This window comes from Bradyrhizobium sp. USDA 4011 (assembly GCF_054063415.1).
The window spans coordinates 6428835-6447214 of record NZ_JBSSGG010000001.1 but is presented as its reverse complement, the minus strand read 5'-3'; the positions used below and the strand labels follow the sequence as shown (position 1 = coordinate 6447214).

16 protein-coding genes are annotated in these 18380 nt (G+C 61.3%); all 16 read right to left on the bottom strand.

Translation table 11 applies throughout. The annotated features are described in order from the left end of the window. Complete coding sequence (locus ACVW1C_RS30365; RefSeq protein ID WP_456761414.1) at positions 1-1206, bottom strand: TrbI/VirB10 family protein; 1206 nt, start codon at positions 1204-1206, stop codon at positions 1-3. Then, positions 1203-2237, bottom strand: a complete 1035-nt coding sequence (trbG, locus tag ACVW1C_RS30360; RefSeq protein ID WP_456727892.1) for a P-type conjugative transfer protein TrbG — start codon at positions 2235-2237, stop codon at positions 1203-1205. The genes ACVW1C_RS30365 and trbG overlap by 4 nt, the downstream gene beginning before the upstream one ends. Then, the gene (trbF, locus tag ACVW1C_RS30355) at positions 2234-2917 is read right to left on the bottom strand and encodes a conjugal transfer protein TrbF (RefSeq protein ID WP_050421571.1); all 684 of its coding nucleotides are present in this window, start codon (positions 2915-2917) and stop codon (positions 2234-2236) included. Before trbF ends, trbG begins: the two co-directional genes overlap by 4 nt. Positions 2918-3009: 92 nt before the next feature. Continuing rightward, positions 3010-4239 (bottom strand): P-type conjugative transfer protein TrbL, encoded by a 1230-nt coding sequence (trbL, locus tag ACVW1C_RS30350; protein ID WP_456761413.1) that lies wholly within the window; start codon positions 4237-4239, stop codon positions 3010-3012. Beyond that, entirely contained in the window at positions 4236-4604 is a 369-nt protein-coding gene (trbK-alt, locus tag ACVW1C_RS30345; RefSeq protein WP_456727895.1) for a putative entry exclusion protein TrbK-alt, read from the bottom strand. Before trbK-alt ends, trbL begins: the two co-directional genes overlap by 4 nt. Next, on the bottom strand, positions 4604-5332 hold the full coding sequence (gene trbJ, locus ACVW1C_RS30340; RefSeq protein ID WP_050421568.1) for a P-type conjugative transfer protein TrbJ: 729 nt from the start codon (positions 5330-5332) through the stop codon (positions 4604-4606). Before trbJ ends, trbK-alt begins: the two co-directional genes overlap by 1 nt. Then, positions 5329-7770 (bottom strand): conjugal transfer protein TrbE, encoded by a 2442-nt coding sequence (gene trbE, locus ACVW1C_RS30335; protein WP_456761412.1) that lies wholly within the window; start codon positions 7768-7770, stop codon positions 5329-5331. The genes trbJ and trbE overlap by 4 nt, the downstream gene beginning before the upstream one ends. A 10-nt stretch (positions 7771-7780) precedes the next feature. After that, complete coding sequence (locus ACVW1C_RS30330) at positions 7781-8044, bottom strand: VirB3 family type IV secretion system protein (protein ID WP_456761411.1); 264 nt, start codon at positions 8042-8044, stop codon at positions 7781-7783. After that, complete coding sequence (locus ACVW1C_RS30325) at positions 8044-8370, bottom strand: TrbC/VirB2 family protein (RefSeq protein WP_456724638.1); 327 nt, start codon at positions 8368-8370, stop codon at positions 8044-8046. Before ACVW1C_RS30325 ends, ACVW1C_RS30330 begins: the two co-directional genes overlap by 1 nt. A 1-nt stretch (position 8371) precedes the next feature. Further along, entirely contained in the window at positions 8372-9286 is a 915-nt protein-coding gene (gene trbB / locus ACVW1C_RS30320; RefSeq protein ID WP_456763216.1) for a P-type conjugative transfer ATPase TrbB, read from the bottom strand. 221 nt (positions 9287-9507) lie between these two features. After that, the gene (locus ACVW1C_RS30315) at positions 9508-10836 is read right to left on the bottom strand and encodes an MFS transporter (protein ID WP_456761410.1); all 1329 of its coding nucleotides are present in this window, start codon (positions 10834-10836) and stop codon (positions 9508-9510) included. A 136-nt stretch (positions 10837-10972) separates the two neighbouring features. Then, on the bottom strand, positions 10973-11398 hold the full coding sequence (locus ACVW1C_RS30310) for a ribbon-helix-helix domain-containing protein (RefSeq protein ID WP_456724641.1): 426 nt from the start codon (positions 11396-11398) through the stop codon (positions 10973-10975). A gap of 6 nt (positions 11399-11404) precedes the next feature. After that, positions 11405-13390, bottom strand: coding sequence for a conjugal transfer protein TraG (locus ACVW1C_RS30305; protein ID WP_456761409.1), 1986 nt, complete (start codon positions 13388-13390; stop codon positions 11405-11407). 38 nt (positions 13391-13428) lie between these two features. Continuing rightward, positions 13429-15192, bottom strand: a complete 1764-nt coding sequence (locus tag ACVW1C_RS30300; protein WP_456761408.1) for a relaxase/mobilization nuclease domain-containing protein — start codon at positions 15190-15192, stop codon at positions 13429-13431. Positions 15193-15739: 547 nt separating this feature from the next. After that, complete coding sequence (locus ACVW1C_RS30295) at positions 15740-16804, bottom strand: IS110 family RNA-guided transposase (RefSeq protein ID WP_456761407.1); 1065 nt, start codon at positions 16802-16804, stop codon at positions 15740-15742. A gap of 509 nt (positions 16805-17313) precedes the next feature. Then, positions 17314-18273: an IS110 family RNA-guided transposase gene (locus ACVW1C_RS30290; protein ID WP_456761406.1), complete on the bottom strand. Its 960-nt coding sequence runs from the start codon at positions 18271-18273 to the stop codon at positions 17314-17316. Between the last annotated feature and the right edge of the window lie 107 nt (positions 18274-18380).

The window sequence follows — 18380 nt, the reverse complement described above, 5'->3', positions numbered from 1 at the left end:
TCACCCTCTATACGGCGTAAGTATGAGGTCACGATTGACAAGAACACGAACCGGGAAACCAGGTCGTACGGTCAAAGTAGGCTGGATGTTGAGACTGCGTCGAACCACCTGCTGTCCGGTTTCGTTTAGTGAGTCGGAGGCACCGTGTCGTAATGCCTGGATGATGGCGCTGTCGTTGCTGTTGGTGTCCGAGCCGGCCCCCAGTTCAGTCCCGACCGCCAGAAACGTCGATAGTGCCGCAGCCTTGAACAGCTCGCCCCAGTGATTATCGACCTGATCTTCGAGGCCTGCATATCCGGCAGCCTCAGCGCCAGGTTGTCGCTCGAGAACGATGGAACGTCCATTCGGCATGATCAGCCGGGTCCAGACGAGTAGGACGCGTGACTGGCCGAAAGTGACCTGGCTGTCGTAGACCCCGATCAGACGCGCGCCCTGCGGCACTAACAAGAATCGACCGGTGGGTGTGTCGTACACGTTTTCTGTCACCTGCGCGGTGATTTGGCCTGGAAGATCCGATCTAATCCCCGTAATCAGAGCTCCCGGAATCACAGTTCCAGCCTGTACGATGTAGGGTGAAGCCGGCCGGGTAATGCGGTCAGGGCTTACCGTGCGACGATCCACAGAGGCGTTCACGAAGGCAAGCTTGCGGTCCTGGCCGTTCTGCGCAGATCCATCGTCGCCAGTGCTCGTTGCGTTCGGTAGCACGGCGCGGTCGCTTCCAACCGTCGCAGCGGTGGGCGCACGCACTCCTCCTCCATTGGTCGAAGCGAATAGATGACTGATGCGGGCTGCCTCGGACTCTTGATCTCGGCGCTGCTGGTCCGGATCAGCGCCGATCGCCGGCGGCTGGCCTTGGGCGGCAAGGATCGGTCGACCGAGATCCCCGGGGAGCGGCGGACCAAGCTGTGGGACGGGTTGGCGCGGAACGCCAGCATAGTCCTTCGGCAGCGTCGTAATGCCGTCCGCAACATTGTGGTGGTCGGTACTGTAAAGCTCATCGGCCGTTTGATTACGGGAGCGATTGCTCTGTAGCGACCACAACACAGTTCCGCCGATGACGAGCAATGCAACGGCGCTTCCGCCGGCCAAGACCTTCCGCGACAACCGCGTGACGCGCGGATGGTCAGCTCTCAAGCGGAAGCTTTCGGACGGCTCGCCTTGTGTCGCCGGCGGAACTGCTTGCTCGTGATCGTTTCCATTGTTCATGACGACGGCCTCCCGTCGGTCCTGACAATACGGACCTTCTGCTGGTGCTCGCCGCCGAGTCGCAGTTCGGCGGCTGCAAAGAGTCGATCGACAATCAATACGTTGCCGTAAGCGCGATAGTTGACGAGTTCGGTCTTGCCATCTGGACCGATGACAAAGAGCGGAGGCATCTCGCCTTGCACGATGCCTTGCGGGAATTCGACATAGACCTTGCGGCCATCGTCATATGCGGCGAGCGGCCGCCAGGGAGGACTGTCCCCCTCGATGGCATAGCGGGAGATGCGCTGCGCCGGACCCGGAAGAACGGGCTTCAGCGCAGCTGAACGCGACCGTTCGCGTACCGCCTCTGGATAGTACCAGGCAACAGACGGCATGTATGGTCGCTCGCGGGAGCGGAGTTCGATCAGGTAAGTGCGCCGGTCAGTATTGACCACCAGGTTGGTCTCAATCGAAGCTCGGGTCGGCTTGACCAGGATATGGACGCGCCGTGTGTCGCCGCTCCCGCTCTCGGTATCGCCCACGACCCAGCGTACGGTATCTCCGGCCGCGATCGGCCCTGCTCCCGTCAACTGTTCTCCTTCCTCGAGCGCGATATCCGTGATCTGCCCGGGCGCGGCGTAAACCTGATAGAGTGCGCCAGGACTGTAAGCGTAGATTTGCGCCGCGTTGAAATACCCACGTTTGCGCGGTTCGACCCTCGCTGCGCTGTTTGCCGTCTCAACCCGGCTCACGGGTTCGGGCTTTTCCTTCTCGGCCGATTTGCCGCCGAGAGTTGGCTTCCAGAGCGGTGGAACGTGAAGCGGCCGCGAGCTGTCGTCCAGTGCCACTGGAGCTGCCGGCAGCGGCGGGACCTCCGCGTCATAGCTGATCTCCGGCGGTACGTAGGTCGCGCACCCGCCGAGCGCCGACAAACAAAGCAAGAGCGCCGACAGGAGCGCTTGCTTTGAGGTCACAAACTCGGGCCGAGGCACATTGAGCTTGCTGTGCAGGAGGAAACGCTTCGAATGAACGTCAGACGGCGTCTTGGTCACTGACTCAACTCCTTTGACCAGTTGATGGCGCGGACGTAGACGCCAAGGGGATTCTTGCGCAGGCGTTCGGCATCGCGCGGCGTTTCGATCACGATCGTAAGAATCGCGGTCCAACGCTCCGTCGAGCTCAACGATCCGTTGTCGTAGGTGCGCTGAGTCCATGCGACCCGGAAGCTTTCCGACGACGCACGAATGACGCTCGAGACGTCGACAGAAATTTGCGCCTTACCCAGCTTGGCAAAGGGGTCATTGTTGCGCGCATAGTCGTTCAGCGCAGCGGCGCCACGATCCGTCGTAAAATCATAGGCCCGGAGCCAGTTTTGGCGCAGAACGATGCCGTCGGCGGGCAGGCCTCTAACATCCTCGATAAAGCGCGCCAGATGGTAGGCTATCTGAGCGTCGTTGGGTTGATAGTCGATGTTGGCCGGCGCAACCCTTTGTGTCTGGCCGAGTTGATCGACTTCGACCACCCAGGGCGTGATCGAGCCTTGGCTCGATTGCCAAACAAGGCTACCTGCGAGACCGGCTGATAACGTCAAGCAACCGAACGCCATCAAGCGCCAGTTCTTGGCCTGCACGCGGGCAGATCCAATGCGTTCGTCCCAAACTTGGGCTGCCTTTTGATAAGGCGTGATCGGTTCGGGCATGCGCCCGTAGTGAACTGATGGTCGTTTGAACATCGATGTTTGCCCCTGCGATCAAGTGATCGGTTTCAAGTCGTGCGAGGGAAGGGTTTGAGGTGCTGCTCTGCGTTGGGGTGCAGTGGTGCGTCTCAGCGCTCTCCTTCAGACAAATCGACGGAGGAGCCGCTGCCGCCGTGATCGCCTGAGCGAACCGCGTGGCCGGCGGCCGATGCGCCGTGCCGAATAGTCTCGGCACGCTTCATGCGCCGCGCCCAATCGGGCTGACCTTCGGCCGAGGTGCTCGCGGCCTGTGCGCCGGCTTCCCCACTTCCGCCGAGCGCAGCCGCCGCACGACGTAACGGACTCATGGCAGCCGAAGTGCCAGCCTCCGCGACGCCGGCAAGGCCGCCGCTGCGATAGGCGGCTGATACTCCGCTTATGACAGCGCCGCCACCGCGCGCGGCGCCTGCAATCGCCCCACCAGCGAGGCCAGCGCCACCGGCAACAACACCTGCGCCTGCCGCAACAATGCCGCCGGCAGCAAGGCCTGTTCCAATCGCGGCACCCGCGCCGAGCTGAGGTCCGCCCGACACCAGGCCGTTTGCGATACCCGGACCGAAGATACCGAGCCCCAGCAAGGAGAGCGCCGCGAGCACCAGTGTCATCGCGTCTTCAATGGTCGGCTGTGCGCCGCCGAAACCAGAGGTGAACTGAGAGAACAGGGTCGAGCCGATGCCTACGATGACGGCCAGGACCAGAACCTTGATCCCTGAAGATATGACATTGCCCAAAACCCGCTCCGCCGCAAAGGCGGTCTTGCCAAACAGACCAAATGGAATGAGCACGAAGCCGGCCAGTGTCGTAAGCTTGAACTCAATCAGGGTGACAAAGAGCTGAATCGCCAAAATGAAGAAGGCGAGCAACACTACGACCCAGGCGAACAGGAGGATGATGATCTGGACGAAATTCTCGAAGAAACTGATGTAGCCCATCAGGTTGGAGATCGAATCGAGCAACGGTCGGCCGGCATCGAGTCCGACTTGAGCGATCTTTCCCGGTCTCAGAAAGTCGGATGCGGACAGGCTTGCGCCCGATGCTTTCAGCCCAAGACCCGCAAAACTCTCGAAAACAATGCGCGCCAAGCCATTCCAGTTGCCGATGAGGTAAGCAAAGACGCCGACGAAAAGCGTCTTCTTGACGAGACGTGCGATGATGTCCTCGTCCGTTCCCCAACTCCAGAACAAGGCGGCGAGTGTGACGTCGATCGCGGCAAGAGTCGTCGCGAGATAACCGACGTCACTTCCCAGCAACCCGAATCCGGTATCGATATAACGCGTGAATGTTTCCAGAAACTGGTCAATGATCCCGGTACCAGTCATGGCTTGCTCACCTCAGGTGTCGCAAGGTTGGGATATCCCTGAGGGATCCGACTTTGATCCTTTAAGACAGCTATCGAACTGGTTGGCTCATCGTGGCCGGAAGCTGCGGCGCTGTCCTTTTTGCCAAAGAAACGGCGCCGATTTTCGTCCCAAACGCGCCTACAATGCCGATAGCCCGCTGCTTCCTCCCGAGTGACGCCGCGGCAGCGTGCGAGATCGGAGGCGGTTGCATCGGTCGTCTGCTCCGCCTTCGATGCCGGCGGAGAATCGTCTCCGCCACGCAGTTGAATCGTGCAGGCAGCGACGGCCACCAGGCCGATTGTCGTAAGCAGCGATAGCGCCTTGAATGCCTTTACGTCGGTCATCAGTGAAACATCTGCACGTTGGAGGATTGATAGCCCTGCCCCGGTGTCAGGAACCGCCGAAGCTGTTCTCGTCCTTGATCTTGAGCCGAGGCGCGCTGAGCAGCTTCTAGGCTCTGCGCCCTGCCCTGCGCCGTCACGACAGCTGTAAGATCGGCGAGCTGCTGTACATTCAGCGCAAGGATCTGATTGCCAGCCTGCGTTGCCTGCAGCGCGCCGCTGGCACCCTGGCTTGATGTTACGAGTGTGGATGTCTGGATACGATTGGTGTCGAGGTTGCCGACGATGCCGGCCTGGACGCGAAGGGCGTCCTGAGTTGCCGAGTAAGTATTTTGCCAGCGCGATTGAGCGTTGGAGATCAGTAGCTGGTTCGACTGGCTGCCGGTCGCTGGCGCGTAGCTCGTCGAGAAGGCGCGGTCGATCTGCTGGACGTCGTAGGTGATGCGCTGGGCCTGTGCCAGCAATTGCTGAGTCCGCTGGATCGAGGCTTGCAGTTGCTGCAGCGACGAATACGGCAAATTTGCAAGGTTCTTTGCCTGATTGATCAGCATCTGCGCCTCGTTCTGCAACGAGGTGATCTGATTATTGATCTGCTGGAGTTCTCGCGCGGCCGTCAGGACATTCTGGACGTAGTTGTTGGGATCAAAGACGATCAGCGCCTTCGCGGGCACCGCAACACCAAATACCAGAGCGAAGGCGGCCGTGGTCGCCAATAGGCCAAGAGCTCTCATAGCGATTTCTCCAGATTGACGAGATTGGGGATCAGATCGTTCGCCCAGGCGACGCCACGTTGCTCGAGCCAGGCAGGCACGAAGCCGTCGGGTCCACGCTCGGCGATGAGCTGCGTAATCGCGACCTGGTCTGTCCTGGAAGAGGCTGCGGTGAATGCGAGCGCAATCTCACCAAGGCCAAGTTCGAACATCCGGTTGCCGCGACGAGACTGGCAATAGTAGTCGCGCTTTGACGTTGCCCGGCTCAGAAGTTCGATCTGGCGGTCATTGAGGCCGAAACGGCGATAGATGGCAGTGATCTGCGGTTCGATCGCCCGTTCGTTCGGCAGCAACAGGCGCGTTGGGCAGCTTTCGATGATGGCCGGCGCGATCGCAGAGCCATCAATGTCCGAAAGCGACTGGGTGGCGAAGATGACGGACGCATTCTTCTTGCGAAGCGTCTTGAGCCACTCCCGGAGCTGGCCGGCGAAATCCTCGTCATCGAGGGCAAGCCACCCCTCGTCGACAATCAGGAGTGTCGGCCGGCCATCGAGACGATCACCAATACGATGGAAGAGGTACGCCAGCACGGCCGGCGCCGCACTCGTTCCGATCAAGCCTTCGGTCTCAAACGCCTGGACCGACGCCTCGCCGAGACGCTCGAATTCGGCATCAAGCAAGCGCCCGGAAGGTCCGCCCAGGCAATATGGTTGCAGGGCGCGCTTCAGGGAGTTCAATTGAAGAAGGACTGACAGGCCCGTCAAGGTCCGTTCCTGCCTCGGCGCCGAAGCGAGAGATGTCAGCGCCGACCACAGATGATCCTTGACCTCCGGGGTGATCTCGACCTTTTCCCGTGCCAAGATCGCGCCGATCCATTCCGTCGCCCATCCGCGCTCGGAAGGATCATCAATCCAGGCCAGCGGCTGCAGCGCAACGGGTTGATCGCCTCCGTCAGACAAGGCGCCGCCCAAATCATGCCAGTCACCACCCATGGCGAGCGCGGCTGCCCGAATTGAGCCGCCGAAATCGAACGCAAAGACCTGAGAGTTCGGATAACGGCGGAATTGCAACGCCATCAGAGCTAGCAACACGGATTTGCCGGCACCGGTCGGGCCCACCACGAGGGTATGACCGACGTCGCCGACGTGGAGGGAGAAGCGGAACGGCGTTGATCCCTCCGTCTTGCCGAACAACAGAGGCGGACCCCTAAAGTGCAGATCCCTCGCCTCGCCGGCCCACACGGCCGACATCGGAATCATATGGGCGAGGTTGAGAGTCGAAATCGGTGGCTGCCGCACATTGGCGTAGACATGTCCCGGCAGACTGCCGAGCCAGGCTTCGACGGCGTTCACCGTCTCGATCATGCAGGTGAAATCGCGGCCCTGAATGACCTTCTCGACCAGCCGCAGCTTTTCGTCCGCTGCACCAGGATCGCCGTCCCACACCGTGATTGTCGCTGTGACAAAGGCTTGCCCGATCTGATCCGAACCCAATTCTTGCAGCGCCGCGTCGGCGTCCAACGCCTTGTTGTTGGCGTCGGTATCGAGCAGCGTCGATGCCTCGTTGGTCATGACCTCCTTGAGAATTGCGCCAATCGACTTTCTCTTCGCGAACCACTGGCGGCGAATCTTGGTCAGCAGTTTGGTGGCATCGGTCTTGTCGAGCATGATCGCTCGGGTCGACCAACGATACGAGAATGGCAGGCGATTCAGGTCGTCCAGGATTCCAGGCGTCGTCGCGCCCGGGAACCCGACAATCGTCAGAACCCGCAAATTGGCGGCACCCAGCATCGGCTCGAGGCCGCCGGTCAGCGGCTGGTCGGCCAACAGCGCATCGATGTACATGGGAATTTCGGGCACCCGAACGCGGTGGCGTTTGGTCGAAATCGTCGAGTGCAGGTAGGTCAGCGTGTCCTGATCATCGAGCCAGGCGCATTCGGGCATGAATCCTTCAACAAGCTGCAACACGCGGTTGGTTTGATCGATGAACCCGCGGAGCACCTCGCGCGCGTCAGCCCCAACGGTGCGGTCGCGGCCCTCATAGAGCAATCGCTCTGCCCTCGCGGCTCCCTCTTCCGGCGGCAGATAGAGGAGGGTCAGGAAATAGCTGGATTCATAATGGGCGCCGGCCTCCTCGAACTGAGCTCTGCGTTCGGCATCGACCAGAGCGGATGCGACATCCGGAAACGTGCTTGGCGGGTAGCTACCGGCAAAATGGCGCTGCGCCTCGACGAACACGGCCCAGCCTGATCCTAGGCGGCGAAGTGCGTTGTTCAGACGACCGGCGACGGCGACGAGTTCGGCCGGCACCGCGCTATCAAGGTCAGGTCCCCGGAACTTGGCCGTCCGTTGGAAGGAGCCATCCTTGTTCAGAATGATTCCCTCGTCGACCAGAGCTGCCCAAGGCAGGAAGTCGGCAAGACGGGCATTGGAATGACGATATTCAGCGAGGTTCATCATGACCGAGAGCTCAGGCGTTGAGATGGCCGGAAATGCGCAGGTGTCGGCGCACGACATCGACGAAAGCGGGATCGCGCTTGGCGGCCCAGACGGCGGCTATGTGGCCGATGAACCAGAGGACGAGACCCGCGATCCAGAGCCGCAGTCCAAGTCCAAGGGCTGCCGCAAGCGTGCCGTTGACAATCGCGACCGACCGCGGCGCGCCCCCCATTAGGATTGGTTCAGTGAGCGCGCGGTGAACGGGCACGACAAAACCTGCGACCGGGTCATCCATTAGATCACCACGCCGCCGCCAAACGAGAAGAACGACAGGAAGAAGCTCGAGGCCGCGAACGCGATCGACAGACCGAACACGATCTGGATCAGCCTCCGGAAACCGCCCGATGAATCGCCGAACGCGAGCGTGAGCCCGGTCACGACGATGATGATGACGGCGATGATCTTGGCGACCGGCCCCTCGACCGACTGCAGAATCTGATTGAGTGGCTGCTCCCACGGCATGTTCGAGCCCGCCGCCCATGCCGGCGCCGTCGTCAGAACAACCGTACCGGAAGCAATAAGTGATGCGACTTGCCGAAGAAAACCAGAGTTCGAACACATGTCAGTCTCCTGCTGGTGAAAGGCTGTCGTCGCCGGCGGCGCCAAGCCCTGTGACGAGGGCGAGCTCAGCGAGGCGCCGGTCAGCGCCGCGGCCCGCAAGGACGGCAATGACGTTGATGGTTTCGGCGATTAGGGCGCGCGGAACCGTGATGACGGCTTCCTGGATGAGTTGCTCGAGCCGCCGCAGCGCACCGAGTGCGGTGCCCGCATGAATGGTCCCGATGCCACCTGGATGCCCAGTGCCCCAAGCCTTGAGCAGATCCAGTGCTTCGGCGCCACGGACCTCGCCGACCGGGATACGATCCGGGCGCAGCCGCAGCGAGGAGCGAACGAGATCCGATAGCGTCGCCACGCCATCTTTGGTCCGCAACGCCACAAGATTGGGCGCCGTGCACTGCAGTTCATGGGTATCTTCGATCAATACGACACGGTCGGAGGTCTTTGCCACCTCGGACAACAGCGCATTCGTCAGCGTTGTTTTGCCGGTCGATGTCCCACCGGCGACGAGGATGTTCTTCCGTGCGGCGACAGAGTTCTTCAGGATCTTTGCCTGCTCCGACGTCATGATCTCCCTTGCGACGTAGTCGTCGAGCGTAAACACGGCGACCGCGGGTTTGCGAATCGCGAACGCCGGCGCTGCAACGACGGGAGGCAAGAGCCCCTCGAAGCGCTCGCCGGTCCCAGGCAGTTCTGCCGAAACCCGTGGTGCACCGGCGTGAACCTCGGCGCCCACGTGATGCGCTACTAAGCGGACAATGCGCTCGCCATCGGCCGCAGACAGAGTTTCGCCAGTGTCGACCAAACCATTTGACAGGCGATCGATCCACAGCCGCCCGTCCGGATTGAGCATGACCTCGATGACCGCCTCATCTTCGAGGTAGCCGGCAATCGCGGCGCCAAGCGCGCTTCGCAGCATTCGCGCGCCGCGCGAATTCACCTCCGATTGAAAGGATTGGATTGCCACCGCCGCTCCCCGAATGAGGACGGGTAAAGAGACGTCCTCAGATGGGGATGATTAGAAAAGCCACCGATCGATTTTGAGCAACAAGCGCTTACGGTGATCGTAGGACGGCGTAGAAAAAGAAAGACTTAGAAAAGAAATTTGAGGCCTGCTCGATGGTGTCAGTTCGCTAGTGCTCACCACTCCGCTTCCTCATCCGCGAGCACGATCGACGCCTCATACAAACCGACTGACTCGACTGATTCGGAAACGTCAGCCGGCATGAAGAAAGCCGTTAAACTCATCAAGTAAGCGATAGATCGAAGCCAAGGGAACGCGAACCACGCCAGCGCCGCGATCTGGAGGGCCACGTTGAGGCCGAACGCGACTTGATAGGCCACAACGGACCTGTGGCCGTCTTCCGAGGGCCACTGCTCCAATACCAGGCCCGTCGTGTACTGGGCCAGAAATGCCCAACCGAAGTGCAGAACGTTCAAGGCACCATTAGCACGGCCGGCAAGCTCCGGCGGAAAGTAATCCGCTATCACCGCGAAGCTGACCACGGTTGCCGTTCCGACAATTGCGACAACGGACCAGGGCAAGATGGACGGCAAGGGTGCTCGCAGGATCAAGACTGACTCGGCTGCGATCAACAGCACTGCAACCATCGCTAATATCGTCTCCGCCCCGCGTCCTCTTCGTTTGATGAAGTGGATCGTCATGCCGAACAACCAGGCGCCGCCGCTCAATACGATGGACATAATGAAAAGCTGTCCGACCACAGTTGTGCGATCGATACCCTCTACGTCCATCAGCCACGGCGATACCCACAATCCCTGAAGAGACCAGGCCGATCCAACGCAAGTCGCCGACATTGGGGCAATACGCCAGAAACGCCTGTCGCGGAAAACGGAGCTGAGGGCCACAGGAATTGATGCTGTTGATGGGATGATGACGCGTTCAGGCACCACGATGTAAATGAGCATGGCCGTGACACCGGTCGCGGCCGCCAGGATCTCAAAGAGCCGTCGCCAGCCGATCCAGGCTAGAAGATATTCAGCGGGAGCCGTAGCGGTCACCGCTCCCAGCGATCCCAGCATGATCATGTAGCCGTTCATCAAGGCAACTCGTTCCCTGGGGAACCAAATGATGATCGACTTCAGTCCTGCCGTCAGCGCCGCCGCTACACCAAGCCCGATCATTGCGCGCGCGATCAAAAGTGGCAGGAAGCCAGTCGAATTCGCGAACAGTCCGGCGCCAACTGCTGCAAGCAAGAGCAGAACACTCTGGACACGGCGCGGGCCGAACCGGTCCAACAAGATGCCGACGGGGATCTGAGCCGCCGCGAAAACCAGAAAATAGACTGACGTAAGCAGTCCGAGGTCGGCGGTTCCAAGCCCGGTATCCAAGCTGAGATGACTGGCGATCAAAGCGTTAATCGATCGAAACAGATACGAAAGATAGTATGCAGCAGCAAAAGGGAGAAAAACGCGCGCGACTCGACGACATGCTACTGAGATTTGCATGCTGGCCCTTGTTGCTCCTCAGCTCATTCGAGCCGATAGCGCGTCCAGCTTTTTGTGAGTTTGGCTAAATCGCAGCGGTCGTACGCTGGCGTAGAAAAAGGAAAGGCCGGCGCGGTCGCCTATCCAAGACGCTCAGTCAGGTTTCGTCGGCAGGTTCCTGACGGCGGATATCTTCCGGAATCTCGCGGAGAAAGCTTTGCCCTTTTTGCAAGCGGCGCCCAAGCGCCTCGACAAATCCTTCAAAGCGCTCCCTGCCCTTGATCTGCGCGGCAGCCTGCGCATCGTTGGGCAACGGTGGCGTGATCGTTAGCCAGAAACGAATGAAGAGGGCCAAAGTCTCGGCCGTCAAACCGACGTCGCGCTCTAGCCTCTGCATCTGACGCGACAGCCGATCGAGGCGACGGGTGAATGCCGCCTCCCGCCTGTCCGCACCATCGGGTGACAGAAACGAAGCGACCGCCGCTTCCACGATCGCAGAACGGGAAAGCTTCTTGCGATCGGCAAGCTCTGAGATCTGCTTCAGGAGCTCCGGCGGGAAGTACACGTTCATCCGGTCGCGCATATCGCCTCAGAGCTCCATACCGTCATTCGGGTCCATGGCGAGCTGTCGCGCGACGCCCCGCATCTGCTGGCGCATGAGGCGGGACTGACGGACCGCGTCCTCGTCATCATCAAGAACGACGGTAAATTCCTCGGCTGGCGTCAGCTCGGTTGTTTCCTTGACGATCGCGACGTGATCGGGGAGTTCGGGTTCGCGACGGAGACCGCTGTTCGCCGTGTCTTCCTCTCCTTGCCCCCCGTCGGTTGGAAGCGGCGCCGGCTTCAGCGGTCCAAGGGTTGACCATCCGTCCGTCCGCAATGATCGATCGGACGCCGCCGGATCGGGGGGCGGCAGGACCCGCTCGGTAAACCGCTGATCCTCGTAATAGCGGACCTTTTTCGCCCGGATCGGCGGCGTCCCCGCCGCCATGACGATCTCGTCCATCGGCGGAAGCTGCATGACTTCGCCAGGGGTCAAGAGCGGCCTTGCCGTCTCTTGCCGCGAGACCATCAGGTGTCCCAGCCATGGGTTCAACCGGTGCCCCGCGTAGTTCTTCATCGCCCGCATCTCGGTCGCCGTCCCCAGCGCGTCGGACACCCGTTTGGCCGTCCGCTCGTCATTGGTCGCGAAGCTGACCCGGACGTGACAGTTGTCCAGAATGGCGTTGTTGGGCCCGTAGGCCTTCTCGATCTGATTGAGCGATTGCGCGATCAGGAAACTCTTGATGCCGTATCCCGCCATGAAGGCCAGCGCGGACTCGAAGAAATCAAGCCGCCCCAGCGCCGGGAACTCGTCGAGCATCATCAGGATCCGATGCCGGCGGTCGCGGGCGTGCAAGTCCTCGGTCAGGCGCCGGCCGATCTGGTTCAGCACCAGGCGGATCAACGGCTTGGTCCGGGAGATGTCGGAGGGCGGCACCACGAGGTAGAGTGTGGTGGGGCGGCTATCTGCAATCAGATCGGCAATCCGCCAGTCGCAGCGGCAGGTCACCCGCGCTACGACGGGATCGCGGTAGAGCCCGAGGAACGACATCGCCGTGGACAGGACGCCTGAACGCTCATTCTCGGATTTGTTGAGGAGCTCGCGCGCGGTCGACGCGACCACCGGATGAGCGCCCTCCTCGCCGAGGTGTGGTGTCGTCATCATCGCCTTCAGCGTCGCTTCGATCGGCCGCTTCGGGTCGGACAGGAATGCGGCGACGCCAGCCAAGGTCTTGTCTGCCTCGGCATACAGGACGTGGAGAATGGCGCCGACCAGCAGCGAATGACTGGTCTTCTCCCAATGGTTCCGCTTGTCGAGGGAGCCCTCGGGGTCGACCAGGACGTCGGCCACGTTCTGGACGTCGCGAACTTCCCACTCTCCGCGCCGGACCTCAAGCAGTGGATTGTAGGCGGATGATTTCGGATTGGTCGGGTCGAACAACAGGACGCGGCCGTGCAGCGAGCGGAAGCCGGCGGTTAGTTGCCAGTTCTCACCCTTGATGTCGTGAACGATGGCCGAGCCTGGCCAAGCCAACAACGAGGGAACGACGAGGCCAACACCTTTGCCCGACCGGGTGGGGGCAAAACACAGCACGTGCTCCGGTCCGTCATGGCGAAGGTAGTCGCGATCGAACTTGCCGAGCACCACGCCATCCGAACCGAGAAGTCCGGCTGCTCGAACCTCTTCCGCGCCGGCCCAGCGCGCCGAGCCATAGGTCTCGACATTCTTGGCTTCGCGCGCGCGCCAGACCGACATGCTGATCGCTGCCGCGATCGAAACGAGGGTCCCCGAAGCTGCGATGAATGCCCCCTCGACAAAGACCTGAGGTGCATAGGCGTCGTAGACGAACCACCACCAGAAGAAGACTGGCGGGTAATAGATTTTGAAGCCCAACAACTCGAACCAGGGCCGCCCAAGCTCGGGTTGATAGGCGAGCCGCCAAGCCGTCCACTCGGTTGCTCCCCAGATGGCCAGCAAGACGATCAGGCCGACAACGATCACCTGTCCCCAGAGGATTTTGGTTCCGGACATCCCGATGGTCCTTTGCGAAATTATTAAGCGAGCTCAAGCTAGAGGCCGAGGTCGCGCTTCCGACCAAAGCCCCATTCGATGCCACCGCCGTCCTTCACGACGCCGGTGACGTGCTGGCCGAGCCTCTTTTCGAGTTCGCGCGACCAGGGCACAAGTTGGAAGCCAAGACCATTGTCGATCATGGCAAAGCGTCCCGAGGCGAGCGTCAGCCGCTGGCGATACGTGCCCATCACATGCTCACCGGAGGCAGCCTTCACGTCAGGCACGCCCGTGTCGGCCGAGACTTTTGCGGCCACCTCGTCCAGTTCACGTCGGCGCAACGTGTTCAGGAGGTCGCGCTGCAAGATGATGCGTTGACCCTGCCGCCGCGCCAAACCTTCCTGAACCAGATGCTCGGCGCGCGCTTCCATAGCATCGCGGGTCTCACGACCAAATCCGCCCATGGCAAGCGGCGTGGGGTCGCGTTCGACCAGCCGATGGTCAAGCCAAGTCGCTCCCTTAGCAGTGACCTGCCCACCCAGATCGAGATCTGAACGGATCGCTAGCACGAGGGTAGGACGCGGATCGCCGCCTTGACCGAAGCGTCGGACTTCAACGATGCCGCCGAGCGGCGGCGCATGTTCGAAGGCCTCGATTCCACGAAAACGAACGTGGTGCGCGCGTCCGTCTGTTCCGTCGATCAGGGCGTAGGCTTCGCCAGTCAGCTCATCATGCAGCCCCCGATCGACCAGCCGTCCGACAATCTGGGACGTTGATTGTCCACCTTCGATGACGAAATCGGCAACCCCGCGCGCTTCCCCGCGCTCGGTAAAGACGCGATGCATGGTCTTGATGATGTCGCCGCGCATACCGAGATCGCGCAAGCTACGCTCAGCCTCGAGCGCAACCATCCATTCCCCCGGCGCGGCGGATGCAGCAAGGCCCATCTTCTCCAGATGCTGAAGACGACCGACCATCAGGCGGCGGATCTCGGGATCTGACTTGGCGGGATGCTCTGGGCGAAGATCGATATAGCCGGTCTCATCTGCCGCCAGCCGGATCTCCCGATCGAGCCGCGTCCATCGCTCTGCCGTGACTTCCCTCTCCAGCGAATTGCGGATCTCATGCTCCGGCTTTGGCCCCAGTTCGATGGCGACCAGTTCCTCGGCGCGGGAGCGCAGGCCCTGGCTGATGTAGTCACGCGAGATCACGAGATCGGCTCCCTCCGCATCGACGCCGCGAACGAGAAGATGGACGTGAGGGTTGTCGGTGTTCCAGTGATCGACGGCCACCCAGTCGAGCCGCGTGCCGAGATCGATCTCCATCTGCCTGGCGAGATCTCGGGTGAAGGCCTTCAGGTCCGTCATGTCGCCAGCATCCTCTGGCGAGACAATGAACCTAAAATGATGCCTGTCGTCCTTGCACCGTTCTGCGAAAGCCGCTCCGTCAGCGCGATCGCTGCCGGCATCGAACATCTCGGCCCTCTCACTGCTTCGGGTCACGCCATCGCGCTTCAGGTATAGAAGATGAGCGGTCAATGGCGCCGAGCGGAAGGCTCGCCCCTTGTGTCGGGCAACACGCGCCTTCACAACCACGCGGCGTGAGGGGCTGAACAACCGGCTGCGACTAAACGAGAGCCGGCCGCGGCCAAACGTCGAACGCCCGTAGGCAGCGGAACGCCTGCCAGCCGCAGCCTGACCCGTGGTGTGTCCAGCTTTCTTTGCCGCGCGCAGCACCTGGTTGATGAAGCTCTTTTGCTTCGGCGCGCGTGTGCTACGGATGCGCCCAGGCCGAATGCGCAGGTCGCTGTCGCGGACGCTCACGGCAGGGCCTCCGAACCATCAAAAGCGCGCAAGGTGCCGTAAACGCCCTTGATTGCGTTCGTGAAAATGCAAGGCGCGGCACGCGCCCCGACCGACCGGCACGCCAGAACCCAAGCCATGCCAATGGCTTGCGGTTCGACCGGCGAGCCTCTTTTATCTCGCCTTCCTAATCGGGCGTTCAAAGTCAACTCATTCCTACGCTTTTCTTCGACTCGTCGCACTTTAACCATGACGGACTCCCTGCATCGACAACGCACAAACGTCACCACACCGCGCTTGCGGTCGCATTCACCAGGCGTGGTCCATGCGTTCCTTCGCGTTCAGCACTGAGGCCGTCGCATGCTCTTCATCAGGTTCGTAAACAGGGCTGTCCAAGCAGTTTTGCGCTCTCGTCCCCGAAGGGCGGCAGCAGGCAAGAGATAGCGGACATTCCCCGTTTCGCGGCCCCGCCAGGGGAACGCTCACCGCGCGCGCGGATCTCTAATTTCGCTCCTCCTCAGCATGCTGGGCGTACCCCCAACGCCTTCTCTGCTCGTCTGTGCAGCGGCTACTGGGCTGGCTTTAGACGCAGCCGCTGCGCGATCTTAGCGCCGAATCCGACGTGGAAATCGGTCTCGCTGACCCACATCCGGTGCAGAATGCATGCGAGCTTCCGTGCGACCGCGGCAATCGCACACAGCATGCTCGACCGCCTAGCGATCCGCAGGCCCCAGGCCCGCAACGCGGACCATTTCCTGACCCGCAGCAGAAGGCTTGCGGCCGCCTCGCAGAGCGCCTCGCGAACCGCGACGTCGCCCTGCTTGGTAATTCGGCCTTCATAGTCGATCGAGGTTCCAGACTGGTGTCGCCTTGGTGTCAGGCCAAAATGCGCGCCAACCGTTCGAGATCGCGCAAAACGGAGAGGGTCATCAACACCAACCTTGAACGAAAGAGCCGCAACGGGACCGACGCCGGGTACGGTCATTAGCCGGCGACAAATCGCATCATGTTGGACCACCTGCAGGAGCACCTTGTGCAATCGTTCGTAGCCCTCGAAGATTGCTCGGCGTACGTCCAACATAGCCTCAATCATCATGGAAAATACCGGATCGCTGTGCTCGATCAGCTCGTGGACCCGCGCTTCGTATTCCCCGCGGCCGACTGCGCCAACCATCAGACCGTACGCCCTCAGCGTGCCACGAATGTGGTTCTCAAGGTCGATCAGCTTGCGCTTGAGCAGCTTCCTGTTCGCCAGCAGCGAGCGCATTTTCTGCATCTCGATGTTCTTGACATGGACCGCTCGGCACCAGCCCAGCCGCATCATCTGCGCGATGCCGCGCGCATCGTTGCGGTCGGTCTTGTTGCGCATTGTCGATAGCGAAACGCGCATATGGCGCGCTTCCACGACAATCATCGGAAGCCCGGCTGGCTGCAATTCGCGATACAGCCAGATGCCTAGCGATGACGCCTCGACGCCCACTCTATCGAGGCGATCCGCGTAGCCCTCTACAGCGGAGCGGATCGCCTCTGGCTCCGTGCTGACCTTGACTTCGCGAACCGTGAGACCCTGGCCATCGACGATGCAAAGGCTGGTTTCTTCAAGACCGACATCCAATCCAACATACAGTTTCATTGGAGCTCTCCGTAGTGTGAACGACGTTCTAAGTCGTCGCACCAGGCTCCGGATTCGGCCACGATCGCGTTATCCCCGTGCACCGGTATCTCGAAGCCCGATTTGAAGAGCCTTCCTAATCGGTCGGGTGGTCGTGTTGTCGCTCTGATCTCAGCCATTCTCGCTTCCTTTCCTTTCTTCGACAAGGTCCTCCGCGCCACGCTGCAACGCGATGCGCCACCACAACAGCGAGTCCCGGTGCGCCGTGCACTCTTCCGCGCTCATCGACGGCAAAATGTCGCAGCAAGGCAGCGCGGACGCCGTCGCGGCGCATCTTTCCATCGGCATGACGGAGCCACATCACAGGCACTCCGGCGTGGTCCACATTGCACCTCAGGTGCGTGGCCACGGGCAAGATAGCGTGCGTTCCGTCGTCGTTGATCTGCACCAGGTCTCTTCCGCTGTCGCGGAGCTCCGTGTTCAAGATGTTGCGCTCATCGGTTCATCGATCTGCCACCGGTTCGGGCTGGTCAGGCATGGGCACCGAGCAGTCTGCGGTCCTTGGCCGCATTGCGCGCGTCGATATCCGCCTCCGATGCCGACGGATCGCCGCAGTAGAATGTGTCGCCCGTCCACATCGCGTGCATGATCACGGCAAGCTTGCGGGCCACCGCAACGGTCGCCTTGCGGTGGCTCGAGCGTTTGGCGATCGCCATGCCCCAGGTCTTGATCCTGTCCTTGCGCTTGAAGCGGGTCAGCAGCGCGCTGGCCGCCTCATAGAGCGCCCGCCGCACGTCGGCATCGCCCGCCTCGCTGATCCGCCCCTGCACGTCGATCAAGCTGCCGGACTGCCAGCGCCGCGAGGTCAGGCCAAAATACGCCGCCACGTCGCGCGACCTCTTGAAGCGCGAGGGATCATCGACTGCGGTCATAAAACTCAGCGCCGCGACCGGGCCGACGCCAGAAACCGTCATCAGGCGCCGCCACACATCATCACACTGGACGACCTGGAGCAGCACACGGTGCAGCCAGTCGTACCCCTCCAGGATGGCGCGACGCACATCCAACATGGTCCCGATGGTCATTACGAAGATCGGATCGCTGCGCTCGAAAAGCTCGCGGACGCGGGCCTCAAAGGCGCCACGGGCGATCGTTCGAACGCGCAAAGCATAGGCCCGCAGCGCACCACGAATGTGGTTCTCGAGGTCGATTAGTTTGCGCTTGAGCAGCCTTCGGCTGGTGAGCAGCGTACACATCTTTTCTGCATGTCGATGTTCTTGACATGAACGGCGCGATACCAGCCCAACCGCATCATCCGCCCGATGCCACGCGTCATTCTGGTCGGTCTTGTTACGCATTGTCGACAGCGAAACGCACATGTGACGCGCTTCGACGACAATGATCGGGCGCCCGCTGTCTGCAGTTCGCGATGCAGCCAGGTGCCAAGCGATGACGCCTCGCCCCCCGCTCTCTCTAGGCGATCCGCGCAACCCTCTACTGCGGAAGGGATCGCAGCTGCCTCGATCATAATGTTGACCTCGCGAACGGCGAGACCCTCGCCATCGACGATGCAAAGACTGGTCTCCACAAGACCAAT

Coding starts and splice junctions, on each gene's coding strand:
- ACVW1C_RS30365 (WP_456761414.1), bottom strand. CDS start 1,206: ATGAACAATGGAAACGATCACGAGCAAGCAGTTCCGCCGGCGACACAA.
- trbF (WP_050421571.1), bottom strand. CDS start 2,917: ATGTTCAAACGACCATCAGTTCACTACGGGCGCATGCCCGAACCGATC.
- trbL (WP_456761413.1), bottom strand. CDS start 4,239: ATGACTGGTACCGGGATCATTGACCAGTTTCTGGAAACATTCACGCGT.
- trbK-alt (WP_456727895.1), bottom strand. CDS start 4,604: ATGACCGACGTAAAGGCATTCAAGGCGCTATCGCTGCTTACGACAATC.
- trbJ (WP_050421568.1), bottom strand. CDS start 5,332: ATGAGAGCTCTTGGCCTATTGGCGACCACGGCCGCCTTCGCTCTGGTA.
- trbE (WP_456761412.1), bottom strand. CDS start 7,770: ATGATGAACCTCGCTGAATATCGTCATTCCAATGCCCGTCTTGCCGAC.
- ACVW1C_RS30330 (WP_456761411.1), bottom strand. CDS start 8,044: ATGGATGACCCGGTCGCAGGTTTTGTCGTGCCCGTTCACCGCGCGCTC.
- ACVW1C_RS30325 (WP_456724638.1), bottom strand. CDS start 8,370: ATGTGTTCGAACTCTGGTTTTCTTCGGCAAGTCGCATCACTTATTGCT.
- trbB (WP_456763216.1), bottom strand. CDS start 9,286: ATGCTGCGAAGCGCGCTTGGCGCCGCGATTGCCGGCTACCTCGAAGAT.
- ACVW1C_RS30315 (WP_456761410.1), bottom strand. CDS start 10,836: ATGCAAATCTCAGTAGCATGTCGTCGAGTCGCGCGCGTTTTTCTCCCT.
- ACVW1C_RS30310 (WP_456724641.1), bottom strand. CDS start 11,398: ATGCGCGACCGGATGAACGTGTACTTCCCGCCGGAGCTCCTGAAGCAG.
- ACVW1C_RS30305 (WP_456761409.1), bottom strand. CDS start 13,390: ATGTCCGGAACCAAAATCCTCTGGGGACAGGTGATCGTTGTCGGCCTG.
- ACVW1C_RS30295 (WP_456761407.1), bottom strand. CDS start 16,804: ATGAAACTGTATGTTGGATTGGATGTCGGTCTTGAAGAAACCAGCCTT.